The sequence below is a fragment of the Hymenobacter jeongseonensis genome, assembly GCF_015694725.1.
In the GTDB taxonomy this organism is placed as follows: Bacteria; Bacteroidota; Bacteroidia; order Cytophagales; family Hymenobacteraceae; genus Hymenobacter; species Hymenobacter jeongseonensis.
Map to the genome: position 1 here is coordinate 410,511 of NZ_JADQDQ010000004.1, position 12,604 is coordinate 423,114.

The 12,604-nt window shown below is 59.9% G+C and carries 10 protein-coding genes; 3 read left to right on the plus strand and 7 right to left on the minus strand.

What is annotated here, in order from left to right; genetic code table 11:
- Positions 1-8: 8 nt before the first annotated feature.
- The 6 genes from I2I05_RS11295 to I2I05_RS11320 all read right to left on the minus strand — a co-directional run bounded on the left by I2I05_RS11295 (position 9) and on the right by I2I05_RS11320 (position 5,469).
- Positions 9-1,337: an ABC1 kinase family protein gene (locus I2I05_RS11295; protein WP_196282347.1), complete on the minus strand. Its 1,329-nt coding sequence runs from the start codon at positions 1,335-1,337 to the stop codon at positions 9-11.
- A gap of 15 nt (positions 1,338-1,352) precedes the next feature.
- Positions 1,353-1,982 (minus strand): TetR family transcriptional regulator C-terminal domain-containing protein, encoded by a 630-nt coding sequence (locus I2I05_RS11300; protein ID WP_196282348.1) that lies wholly within the window; start codon positions 1,980-1,982, stop codon positions 1,353-1,355.
- 96 nt (positions 1,983-2,078) lie between these two features.
- Positions 2,079-3,404 carry a cryptochrome/photolyase family protein gene (locus tag I2I05_RS11305; protein ID WP_230688281.1) on the minus strand — a complete coding sequence of 442 codons (1,326 nt, stop codon included), beginning with the start codon at positions 3,402-3,404 and terminating at the stop codon, positions 2,079-2,081.
- Between the two features lie 8 nt (positions 3,405-3,412).
- Positions 3,413-4,129: an SDR family NAD(P)-dependent oxidoreductase gene (locus I2I05_RS11310; RefSeq protein ID WP_196282349.1), complete on the minus strand. Its 717-nt coding sequence runs from the start codon at positions 4,127-4,129 to the stop codon at positions 3,413-3,415.
- 94 nt (positions 4,130-4,223) lie between these two features.
- Positions 4,224-4,823 (minus strand): hypothetical protein, encoded by a 600-nt coding sequence (locus I2I05_RS11315; RefSeq protein ID WP_196282350.1) that lies wholly within the window; start codon positions 4,821-4,823, stop codon positions 4,224-4,226.
- A gap of 40 nt (positions 4,824-4,863) precedes the next feature.
- Positions 4,864-5,469: a hypothetical protein gene (locus I2I05_RS11320; protein ID WP_196282351.1), complete on the minus strand. Its 606-nt coding sequence runs from the start codon at positions 5,467-5,469 to the stop codon at positions 4,864-4,866.
- Between the two features lie 163 nt (positions 5,470-5,632).
- Between I2I05_RS11320 and I2I05_RS11325 the strand changes: the two genes are divergently transcribed.
- On the plus strand, positions 5,633-9,073 hold the full coding sequence (locus I2I05_RS11325) for a pyruvate carboxylase (protein ID WP_196282352.1): 3,441 nt from the start codon (positions 5,633-5,635) through the stop codon (positions 9,071-9,073).
- Between the two features lie 91 nt (positions 9,074-9,164).
- Here I2I05_RS11325 and I2I05_RS11330 read toward each other — a convergent pair whose 3' ends face one another.
- The gene (locus I2I05_RS11330; protein WP_196282353.1) at positions 9,165-9,989 is read right to left on the minus strand and encodes a transporter family protein; all 825 of its coding nucleotides are present in this window, start codon (positions 9,987-9,989) and stop codon (positions 9,165-9,167) included.
- Positions 9,990-10,129: 140 nt separating this feature from the next.
- Between I2I05_RS11330 and I2I05_RS11335 the strand changes: the two genes are divergently transcribed.
- A complete protein-coding gene (locus I2I05_RS11335) occupies positions 10,130-11,056 on the plus strand; it encodes an alpha/beta hydrolase (RefSeq protein WP_196282354.1) in 927 nt (308 codons plus the stop codon).
- Positions 11,057-11,238: 182 nt separating this feature from the next.
- Complete coding sequence (locus tag I2I05_RS11340) at positions 11,239-12,603, plus strand: M20/M25/M40 family metallo-hydrolase (RefSeq protein ID WP_196282355.1); 1,365 nt, start codon at positions 11,239-11,241, stop codon at positions 12,601-12,603.
- The last annotated feature ends 1 nt before the right edge of the window (position 12,604 follow it).

Below are 12,604 nucleotides of genomic sequence, written 5' to 3' on the forward strand. Positions count from 1 at the left end.
AAAATGCACTACTCAGTTTGTTTTACTGTAGCATCCTCAAAGCCGGTATTCACGCGGGCTCGCAGCTCCGTCAGCAGGGCAAACAAGCCCACATAGGTCCGATTGAGGTAAATAAAATGGGCCGAGCCGCGGGGCTCGCGCTGCTTTTTTAGTTCGGGGTCGGCCATCAGGTCGTCGCCCAAAGCGTAGAGGCTTTGCATGTACGCCGGGTCGCCAAAATCGAAGCGGGACTGGCGGAAGGGGCGGCCCACCAGCTCCAACGACACGCGCAAGGTGCGCAGGTACAAGGTCCGCAGGGCGGCGGGGTCGGTGGGGCGCAACACCGTGGCTTGCGTAAGCAGGGCTTCAAGGCGCGATTCATCGGCGTATGCATCGGGGGCCAGCAGCGCTGTGAACAAATTCAACACATCAACGGGCACTTCTTTTACGCAGCCGAAATCGAGCACGCCGACGATGCCGCCCTCATCGGCTCGGAGTAGGAAGTTGCCGGGGTGCGGGTCGGCGTGGACTTTATGCAGCGTGTGGAGCTGGAATTGGTAAAAATCCCAGAGGGTTTGGCCCAACTGGTCGCGCACTTGCTGACTGGGGTTGGTGGCCAGGAACTCTTTCAGGTGTTGGCCGGGCAGCCAGTCCATGGTCAGGATGCGGGCGGCTGAGAGCACGGGGTAGTAAGCTGGAAATTGCAGGTGCGGCAAGTGAGCGCAGCGGGCAGCCATTTCCTGGCCGCGCCTCAGCTCCAGGGCATAATCGGTTTCTTCGAGCAGCCGTGCCTCCACTTCTTCCAGGTACGGGCGCACCTGGCTTTCGGAAAGGCCCATCACGCGCAGGGCAATGGGTTTCACCAGGTTGATATCGGATTTGATGCTGGCCGCCACGCCGGGGTATTGCACCTTCACCGCCAATTGCACGCCATTTTTGCGGGCCAAGTGCACCTGGCCGATGCTCGCCGCCTGGCGGGCTTCGGGCTCAAATTCATCAAACAAGCCAAAGGGCGACTGCCCAAACGCATCGCGAAACGCCTTCACTACCAAGGGGCCCGAGAGGGGCGGCGTTTGGTATTGGGCTTTGGCAAACTGGTCGGCGTAGGCAGTGGGCAGGAGGTTTTTCTCCATTGCCATCATCTGGGCCACCTTCAGCACCGAGCCTTTCATCTCGCTCAGGGCGCCGTATAGCTCCGCGGCGTTGGCGGCGTGCAGGTCTTCGGTGGTCGATTCGGCGCCCACGGCCCGCTTGGCGTAGTGCTTCACGTAGTTGGCGCCGACACTAATGCCGGTTTTTGCGAAGCGGGCAGCGCGGGCCACTTTGGTGGTGGGCAGCGAGGTTTGGGGTTCGTCCATGAATGCAGATAACCGTTAGCGCCGCACCAAAAAGCGCACGAAATCGAAGGCCGAATCCAGGGTGTTGCGGCCCACCAAGTCGAAGCTCAGGGTCACGGCTTTTTCCACGGCGGCGTCGGTACGCTCAAAATTTACGGTGTCGTCTTTGGCAAAAAAGCCCAACACGAACAGCACCTGCTGCCAGAAGAAACGGGGGTAGCCTTCCTGCACCAGCGGCCGGTTGGCGATTTCGCCGCTCACCCGTCCGTCGGCGAGGAGGTCGGCCACAAATATTTCAAAGTCCTGACGGAAATCATCAAGCACGCGCGGCGAAAGCGCCGGCACCCGGTGCAATGAGCGCCGCAGGCTCATGAGGGCGTAAGACCGGTTTTGCTTCAGGATTTCGAGCAGCGTATAGTAGAACGCCAGCAGTTTTTCGCGGCTGCCGTAGCCTTCCCACACCGGTTCCGAAGCGGCCGTAGTGCGGGCCTGCCGCCCAAAATCCGCCCATAGTTCCCGGTCAATGGCCTCGAAATTGGGGTAGTGCGTGTAGAACTCCTGCTCGGCAATGCCTAACTGCTGCGTGAGCTTGAACACCGATTGCGGCGGGTGGCCTTCGTTGAGCACGAAGCCGAGATAAGCTTGTTTGATGCGGTCCTTTTCCATAGACTTACAACCGCTTTGGGGTACCAACGGTTCGGCTGCCGCAGTGCGGACTTTTAGCCCGCGGCAGATTACCAAGGCGCGGACTAAAAGCCCGCGCTACGACGCTGCGATGCGCGCCGCCCGAATGGCTTCCACGGCCCGGTCGCGGGCAAATTTGTGCTCGACGATGGGAGCGGGGTAGTCTCGGGTGCCCACTTCGGGCACCCAGCGCTTCACATACTTCAGCTCCGGGTCGACTTGCGCCAGTTGGTTTTCGGGGCTGTACACCCGGAACCAGGGCGCCGAAATGGCGCCGGTGCCGGCCATCCATTGCCAGTTGCCCACGTTGTTGGCCAGCTCGTAATCGAGCAGCTTATCGGCAAAATACTGCTCGCCCCAGCGCCAGTCGATGAACAAATGCTTCACCAGAAACCCCGCTACGGTCATGCGCACGCGGTTGGGCAGGTAGCCGGTGGCGTTCAATTCGCGCATGCCGGCATCCACGAGCGGGTAGCCGGTGCGGCCCTCGCACCAAGCCTGGAATTCCGCCTCGTTGTTGCGGTAGGGGACTTGCCGCATCTTGGGGTCGTAGGCTTCGGTGGCCGTGATGGGGTAGTGCCAAAGCAGCATCATGAAGAAGTCGCGCCAGATTATTTCGGCCAGCAGCTTCGGGTTCAGGGCTTTGGCCTGGCGCATCACCTGCCGCACGCTGAGCGTGCCGAAGCGCAGCTGTACCGAAATGCGGGCCGTGCCGTTTTGCAGAGCGGGCGTGTTGCGGGTGTTGTGGTAGTTGCGCACTACTTCTTCGGCGGGCAAGTCGGCAATCGGCACGTATTGCTCCAGGCGCTCGAAACCCAGGCTGGCCAGGGTGGGGCGGGAGCCCGTTTTGGCCGGGGCAAGGCGGTGCAGGTTTTCGGCCCTGAACGCTTCGCGCGAGCCGTAGGGCAGCAGCAGGTCGTCGGTAAGCTTGGCGAGGAAGCTTTTGTGGTAAGCGCCGAACACTTTGGGCACCGTGCCCGACTTGGTCAGGATTTCATCTTTGGCAAAAACCACCTGGTCTTTATAAAGCAGGAAATCGACGCCGTGCTGCCGCAGCATCTGGCCCACGGCCGCGTCGCGCTTGGTGGCGTAGGGCTCGTAGTCTTCGTTGGTGTGCACGGCGGCAATCTCCAATTCCTCAACCAACGCTTCTAGTACTTCCACGGGCTTGCCAAAGCGCGCCAGAAAGGTGCCGCCCGCCGCTTCGGTGGCCTGCGCCAACCGTTCTACCTCGTCAACAATGTAGGTGAGCCGGGCATCGGCCTTGGCGGGCAGGTAATCCAGAATGTCCTGGTCGTAGATAAAAAGCGGCACCACCGGCAGCTCGCTGGCCAGCGCCGCCGCCAGCCCGGCATTGTCGTGCAGGCGCAAGTCGCGCCGGTGCCAGAAGAGGCAAATTTTCATGATGGTAGCTACTTCAGTTTGCCCATGCCGCCGTCTACGGCCAGCACTTGGCCGGTCACGAAGGCACTGTGGTCCGACAGCAGAAACGACGCCATGTAGGCCAAATCCTGGGGCTGGCCGATGCGCTGCAACGGGTGCCGCTTGCCGCCGGCCTCTACCTTCTCGGGGGTATTAAGCAGCGCAGCAGCCAGCGGCGTGTTGGTGAGCGACGGCGCAATGCAATTCACGCGCACGCCGCTGGGCGCATATTCTGCTGCCAGGGCCCGCGTGAGGCCTTCCACTGCCGCCTTGGCCGTGGCAATGCTGGTGTGGAAACTCATGCCCGTATCGGCCGCCACGGTGCTGAATAGCACCACCGACGCCCCGCCTTCCGCCTTTTTCAGGCGCTTGATGGTGGCCTGCAACACCCGCACTGCGCCCAATACGTTAAGGTCAAAATCAGCCTGGAAATCCTCGGTAGGAATGCGCTCAAACGGCCGCAGCTTGATGCTGCCGGGGAAATAGGCCACGCCGTGCAACACCTCGGGCAGGCCATCGAACGCGGCGCCCACGGGCTGCGTGGCATCGTAGGCTACGTGCGTGGTGCCCAATTCCTCCAGTTCCGGAGAAAGGTGCCGCGACGCGGTGAACAGGTTGACCTGCAGCTTGCTGAGTAGCTGCGCCGTGGCCAAGCCAATGCCGGAAGATGCGCCAATGAGGAGGATGTTTTTGTCAGTGAAATCCATGGGCAGGAAGCTAAGCGGTAAGAATGCTTTGCTAACCCCAACTCCGTCCGCTTGTTTTACCCGTCCGTGTTGTTTTAGAAATGCTGAGGGCTTACTAGTTGACTATTACATCGAAGTGCCCATCGGTGAGAACCACCAACTGGCCGGTTGTTGTATCGGCTACTGTACAGCCGAAGGTGCCGCGCAACTGCCGGGTTGTAGGGTTCCACTCCGTGACCTCGACGGTGGCCGCGGTGGTAGGATAGAAGGTTTGCGGCGGAGTTTGGTTGTTGCGGCTTTTTGTCGGAATAGTTTCTTGGTAGTAGCTATAGGGCGAAGCAATGAAATAGGTGCCTACGCCCTGAAAGTCGGGCAGCGCCAGATGCAGCTCGTGGCGCGTCTGGCCGCCCACGGCTTCATTCTGGCTGTCGCGGGCCCGGATTATTAACTCATTGCTTCCAATAAGATTTCCTGCTACAGGACGGTTGTCCCCGAAGAGGGAAGTTAAGAAGGTACCCAAACTGGAGTCGTTGTGGGCCACCACGGGCACGCCGTTGGATCGGTACACCAACGTGTTGCCGTCGCTGACCCGGCCGGTGGGCAGTTCCGGCTCGACCTCGGTAGTGGTGAGTGAGCAACCCGCTGCAATACGAAGTATCAGCGCCATAGCAAGCCAACTAAAAAGCGTGCGGAAACGAGCGTAGAATACAGGCATTGGATAGGGAATAGGGGAATGAAAAACAAGCCGCGGGCGCCTATAAAGCCGGGACGATGCTGCGCCCGAACTGGCCACTCCAGAGCGTGAATAGCAAGCAAAATACCGATTGTTCCGGGTTGAGATTTGCTTGGAAAGTTACCCCAAAACTCGGCTTGAATTTGGGGGCCGGGAATAGAATCCCGGCTTCCAAGGGCAAGCCGATGGCTTGGTAGCGACGGTAGGCATAATAATGGGTGTCGCCACCGATGAGGGCGTTGCCGCGCAACGTGTAGCGGTACTCCCCGAGCTGTCGGCCGGTTACGTAGCCCACGCCGGCCCCTGCATACAGCAGGGTGCCGCTAAGCGGCATGCTGTAGCCAGCCAACGCCGCTACTTCGGTTTGCCGCGAGCGGGTGTTAAACTGCCGAAACAGGCCAGTTGAGCCGGGGCCGGAATCGGGCCGCCACCATTTGTAGCGGGTGCGCCCCAGCAGTAAAAAATGATTGGAAAGGTAACCGCCGTGGATTTCTATCCCGTTTCCGATGCCCACGCCACCGTCCCAAATACCCGAAAGGGGAGTGGCCGCAGGGGCAGGCGAGGCGGGTTGCGCCCGTGCAGCTTGGCTGAAAAACAGCCCAATAAGTAAGAAGCAGTAGCGCTTCATTGAGGTAGAAGTAAAGTGGAGCTGGCAGGGTTAAATATAGAGGGTTTTAGAATTGATAGGCCCTTATTTGGTAGTGCTGAAGACCGCAAACGATTGTGGAAAGGCGTTTCCGCAGCCTTTGGCGTAGTTTCGCCGTATGCGCGGCTATCCCACAACACTTTCTATGAACATAACCAAACTCCTTGTTGCCAACCGGGGCGAAATTGCCATTCGCGTAATGCGAGCGGCTACTGAGCTGAACATCCCCACCGTTGCCGTGTATACCTACGAGGACCGGTACTCGCTGCACCGCTACAAAGCCGACGAGGCTTATCAGATTGGCCGCGACGACGAGCCCCTGAAGCCCTACCTCGACATCGAAGGACTGATTCGCATCGCCAAGGCCAACGGGGCCAACGCCATTCACCCCGGCTACGGCTTCCTGAGCGAAAACGCCACGCTCTCGCGCCGCTGCGCCGAAGAAGGCATTGTGTTCGTGGGCCCGCGGCCCGAAGTCATGGAAGCCCTCGGCGACAAGGTGCGCGCCAAGCAAGTGGCCCAGCAGTGCCAGGTGCCCCAGATTGAAAGCAGCGAGGCCGACTTGGTGGACTTCGAAACCGCCAAAACCGAAGCCAACCGCATTGGCTACCCCGTGATGCTGAAGGCGGCCAGCGGCGGCGGCGGCCGCGGCATGCGCATCATCCGCGACGACGACCAACTGGAAAAAGGCTTTTTTGAAGCCCGCAATGAAGCCCTGAACGCTTTTGGGGACGACACCGTGTTTCTGGAAAAGTACGTGGAGCGCCCCAAGCACATCGAAGTGCAACTCGTGGGCGACCAGCACGGCAACCTCGTGCACCTCTACGAACGCGACTGCTCGGTGCAGCGCCGCTTCCAGAAAGTGGTGGAAGTGGCCCCGGCCATGAACCTGCCCGACCACCAGCGCCACCTCCTCTATGAGTACGCCCTGCGCATTGGCCGGGCCGTGGGCTACGACAACGTGGGCACCGTGGAATTCCTGGTAAATCCCGAGCAGGACCGGATTTACTTCATTGAGGTGAACCCCCGCATCCAGGTCGAGCATACCGTGACGGAGATGATTACGGGCGTGGATTTGATAAAAACCCAGATTTACATTGCCGCCGGCTACAACCTGAAAGACCCAGAAATTGGGCTGGGGCCGGACGTTAAGCCTCTGCGGGCCGGCTTCGCCATTCAGTGCCGCGTTACTACCGAAGACCCCGAAAATGACTTCAAGCCCGATTACGGGACCATTGTGGCCTACCGGGCGGCCGGCGGTTTCGGCATCCGGCTCGACGAAGGCTCGGTGTACCAAGGCGTGGTGGTGTCGCCATTCTTCGACTCGATGCTGGTGAAGGTGTCGGCCCACGCGCCCACATTGCAGGGCGCGGCCCAGAAAATGCTCCGCAGCCTCGACGAGTTCCGGGTGCGCGGCGTGCAAACCAATATTCAATTCCTGAAGAATATTATTGGCAATCAGGACTTTCAGTCTGGTCAGGCCAACGTCGATTTCATAAAGGATACGCCGTCGCTGTTCAAATTCGAAACCCGACAGGACCGCGCCACGCGCATGCTCGGCTTCATCGGCGACGTGGTGGTGAACGGTAATCCCGATGTGAAAAACCTGCTCGACCCGCGTCACAACCCGCGCCGGCCCATTCTTCCACATTCTGACCACACGGCTCCGGCGCCCGGCACCAAGCAAAAGCTGCACGAGTTGGGCCCGGAAGGCTTCTCGAAATGGCTGCGCGACGAGCCGCTGATACATTTCACTGACACGACCCTGCGCGACGCCCACCAAAGCTTGCTGGCCACCCGCATGCGCACCTGGGACATGCTGAAAGTGGCCGGCGCCTATGCCCAGCAGCATCCCCAAACGTTCAGCCTCGAGGTGTGGGGCGGCGCTACCTTCGACGTGGCGTTGCGCTTCCTGCACGAAGACCCGTGGGAGCGGCTAGCCAAGCTGCGCGAAGCCATTCCAAATATCCTGCTGCAAATGCTCATTCGCGGGGCCAACGGCGTGGGCTACAAGGCCTACCCCGATAACCTCACCGAACGATTTGTGGAGCAGGCCGCCGAAACCGGCGTGGACATTTTCCGCATTTTCGACTCGCTGAACTGGCTCAAGGGAATGGAGGCCTGCATCGGCTTTGTGCGCAACAAAACCGACCGGCTGGCCGAAGCCTGCATCTGCTACACCGGCGACATTCTCGACCCCAGCCGCACCAAATACACCCTCGACTACTACCTGAAGCTGGCCAAGCAGCTCGAAGATGCCGGCGCGCACATCCTCTGCATCAAGGACATGGCCGGCCTGCTGAAGCCGTATGCCGCCACGGAGCTGATTGCTGGCCTGCGCGACACCGTGAAGCTGCCCATTCACCTGCACACCCACGACACGTCGTCGTTGCAGGCAGCCACCTACATGAAAGCCGTGGAAGCCGGCGTCAACGTCATCGACGTGGCGCTGGGCTCGCTTTCCGGGCTCACCTCGCAGCCCAATTTCAACTCGGTGGTGGAAATGCTGCGCCACACGCCGCGCCACCGCGAATTCAACCAACAGTCGCTCAACGAATTCAGCAACTACTGGGAGGCCGTGCGCGAAATGTACTACCCCTTCGAGTCGGGCCTGAAAGCGGGTACGTCGGAAGTGTTTCAGCACGAGATTCCGGGTGGGCAGTATTCCAACCTGCGTCCGCAGGCCTCGTCGCTGGGCTTGCTCGATAAGTTTGAGGAAGTGAAGCAGCGCTTTGCCGACGTGAACGACATGTTCGGTGACATTGTGAAGGTGACGCCCAGCAGCAAGGTGGTTGGCGACATGGCCCTTTTTATGGTTTCCAATGGCCTTACGCCCGCCGATGTCATGGAAAAAGGCGAAACCCTGAACTTCCCCGAATCGGTGCGCGAGCTGTTCCGCGGCGATATTGGCCAGCCCGAAGGCGGCTGGCCCGCCGAGCTGCAGAAGCTGATTCTGAAGAACGAAGCCCCCTTTACGGACCGGCCCAACGAGCATCTGGCGCCCATCGATTTCAAGAAGGAGTGGAAAGGCTTCCAGGTGAAATTTCCCGGCGCGAAATTCACCGATATGCTCTCCTCGCTACTCTATCCCAAGGTGTTCGAGGAATATTGGGCGCACCGCCTCAAGTTCGGCGATGTGAGCAAGGCCCCGACTTCGGTGTTCTTCTACGGCCTCAAACCGGGCGAAGAAACCATCATCGAAATTGCCAAAGGCAAGTCGGTTATCGTGCGCCTCGAATCGGTGGGCACGCTGAACGAGGAGGGCTGCCGCACCATCTTCTTCACCCTCAACGGCCAAACCCGCAACCTGCAAGTGCGTGACCAGTCGGTGGCCATTACCAAAATCAGCAACGCCAAAGCCGACAAGGGGAACCCGCGCCAAATAGGCGCCCCGCTGCAAGGCATGCTGAGCAAGGTACTGGTGAAGCCCGGGCAGAAAGCCACCAAAAACACCCCGCTTTTCGTCATCGAAGCCATGAAAATGGAAACCACCATCACCGCCCCCAAGGACGTGGTGGTCGACAGCATCACCCTGGCCGAAGGCAGCCGCGTTGCGGCCGACGACTTGGTGCTAACCCTGGCCTAAAACTCAAGCCCAAACAAGGATAAAGAAGCGAGTCCCGTTCCTACCTGAAGAGGTAGGAACGGGACTCGCTTCTTTATCCTTGTTTGGGTGGCTATTGGCCTACCTTGAAGACCATGCCGGCGCCCACTATACCGGTGCCGCTGGCCGTGCCGCCCAGTACGCGCCCGGCATTCACGTCGAACCGCACCATGGGCAGGGGCCGCCAATAGAGGCCGGCAGTGGTGCCGGTATTCAGGGTGCCGCGGCCGCTGCCGTAGGCTTCAACGAAGAAGCCGGTTTTGTCGCCTATCGCGCCGTTTAACGCCAGCGAGCCCAGGAACTGGCCTTTGGAAATGTCGGCTACCGTCAGGCCCGGCTGGCTGAAACCAAAGTTGGCTTCGAGGCCGTAGCGCTGGCCTATTTGCTGGCTGACGAGCAACCGGCCACTGGGGGCCAGACCTTTCACGGCCAATTCCTTGTCGCCAGTGCTCGGCATCGGCGATTCGACCAAGAGGGCTATTTGCGTGCGGGTGTCGTAATTGGGCGAAATCATGAACTTGGAGCCCAGTACCACCGGGGCCCAGCCCGAGCGCACCTGCATGGTGCCCGATTCGGTGTCCCGCTGCAGGTAGCGGTTGAAATAAGGCTGGGTAACGCGCAACTCCATGCTGTTGAAAAAGCCGACGCGGAGCGTGGCGCCGCTGCTTGCCAAACTTTCTCCCGACTTTGGTGTCAAACGTTGCGTACCCGCTTCCAACTGAAAGCGCCCGGACCGCAGCACCTGCGCGGTGATGGTTTGCCCGGGACGGTCGGCGCGAATGTTTCGCACGAAAGGGGCATCAACGTTGGGGTTGTTTTCTTCCGGCGTGTTCTGGGCCAGGGTGAGGCCGGGGACGCTCAGGAGAGCACCGACGGCCAACAGAGTGGTCTTTCGCATATACCCCAGACCCGTGCCGCTACGGCATGGTTCATAATAAGTTGTATTTTGGCGTAAGTTCTTGGAAAAATAGTGGAGAGATGGCTAAAAATACTACATTAAATCGGTTTAGCTCAACCATTCGTACAATTAACCCGACTATGAAAAAGCTGCCTTTTCTCTCGTTTCTCACCGTCTTTTTTGTGTCTGTCCTCCGCGTGCTCGCCCAACCAACCATCCCGATTTACACGGGCACGGTGCCCAATTCCATCCCCAGTAAGGTGCAGGAAACCAGCATTACCCTCGAAATCGGGGGCGTGCGCATTGCCAATGTGGTGCAGCCCAACCTCACCGTTTTTGTGCCGGCTCCGGGCACCGCCAATGGCACGGCCGTGGTTATTTGCCCGGGCGGCGGCTACGCCCGCTTGGCCATCGACATCGAAGGCTATGACGTGGCCAAGCGGCTGAACGAGATGGGGGTGACGGCCTTTGTGCTCAAATACCGGTTGCCCAACGACGAAAGCCAGCCCGACAAAGCCATTGCCCCGCTGCTCGATGTGCAGCAGGCCCTGCGCGTGGTGCGCCAGCAAGCCCCGAAGTACAAGCTGAACCCCGAGCGCATCGGCCTGATGGGCTTCTCGGCCGGCGGCCACTTGGCGGCATCGGCGGGCACCCGGTTTGCTCGCCCGGTGGGTGCCAATCAGGGCGCGGTGTCCGTGCGGCCGGCCTTTTTGGTGTTACTCTACCCGGTTATCAGCTTCAGTGATAGCCTCAAGCACCAGGGCTCTCGCGAAAATTTATTGGGTGCTGCCCCGTCGGCGGAGCTGGTGCGGCAATATTCCAACGAGAATCAGGTGACGGCCCAAACCCCGCCCACGTTCTTGGTGCATGCCCAAAACGATGACGTCGTGCCCGTGCAAAACAGCCTCGTGTTTTACCAAGCCTGCCTGCGCCACCTCGTACCCGTCGAAATGCACCTTTACCCACAGGGAGGCCACGGGTTTGGGCTGAACAACAAAACCACCAAAGACGACTGGACCGAGCGCCTGAAAAACTGGCTCGATGCCAACGGCTGGCTGGTCAGGTAGGTAGCCATACAATGAGACTGCAGAGCTTTCGGAACAAAGCGGGCCTTATTGGGCAATAGCATCATCCCATAAAAGCCGCCCTAATGATGCCGAGCTTATGTTTGTGCATCCAATTGCCCCCTGTCCAAAATGCGGCTTTGGTCCGTAACGGAACGCTTCACCACACGCTACAACTTCCCTCTATGAAACGCTGCCTGCTCACCATCTCGTTGGCCTTAGCCACCCTCGGAGCCTCGGCCCAGAACCGCAAAGCGGCCAAACGGGCGGCCCGCGTCCAGGTATCGGCCGTGACGGTGGCGCGGGTGCTGACGACTCTGGCGGCGGACGACATGCAGGGCCGGGGCACCGGCCAACCCGGCGGCTTGAAGGCGGCCCAGTTCCTGGCCAGTGAGTTCCAGCGTATCGGGCTGCAGCCACTGCCGGGTGCTACAGGCTTCGAGCAGGTATTTCCCGTGTACGAATCACCGGTGACGGCCCTGAGTGCGACGCTGAACGGGGCAGTGGTACCGGCCGATAAACTGTTGCTTTTCTCCAACCAGCCCACGCTGGAATGGACAAATCAAACCCCCGCCATTGAAGTGCTAACCATTGGCCCTGAAGAGAAGCCGATGCAATTTGTTGGGCGCATCATGCGGCCCAGCCAGAACCTAGTGGTGCTGCTGGACCCGGCGCACGCAGATGTTTTCAAGCGTTTGCAGAATGCCAATCGTCAGCCTCGCCTGCGTACTACCGAGGCCGGCAATGCGTATTCGTCGGTTTTGGTGATGACTTCTGCGGATAGTAAAACGGCAAAAAATACCACGAATACTACGTTTGCCGTGCAGGGCAAAACTCAGCAACGCGTGGTGGAACTGCGCAACGTGGTGGGCGTGCTGCCCGGCCAGGATTCGGCCCGCATACGGGAAAAGGTGGTGTTCTCGGGCCATTACGACCATTTGGGTGTTATCAAACCCAATGTGGCCGGCGATTCCATTGCCAATGGCGCCGACGACGATGCCAGCGGCACCACCGCCGTGGTGGCGCTGGCCGAGTACTTTAAACAGCGCAGCGACAACGCCCGCCCGCTCATCTTCACCGCCTTGGCGGCCGAAGAAGTAGGGGGATTCGGGGCCCGGCATTTTTCGCAGCAGCTCGACCCCAACCAGGTGGTGGCCATGTTCAACATAGAAATGATAGGCAAACTGGCCAAATTCGGACCCAATACGGCCTTCATCACCGGCTTCGAGAAATCGGATTTTGGCCCCTTGCTGCAAGCCAATTTGGCGGGCAGCAAATTCCGGTTTGAGCCCGACCCATACCCCACCCAAAACCTGTTCTACCGCTCCGACAACGCCACGCTGGCCAAGCTCGGCGTGCCGGCCCACACCATCAGCAGCGACCAGATTCCGGACGACAAGCTCTACCATTCGGTGGACGACGAAGTTGAAAGCCTGAATCTGCCCAATATGACGGCCATTATCCAGGCCATTGCCCAGAGTGCCAGCGGCATTGTGGCGGGCAAGCAGACGCCCACTCGCATCGCGCCCGAGCCAGCGGTCACAAAGTAGG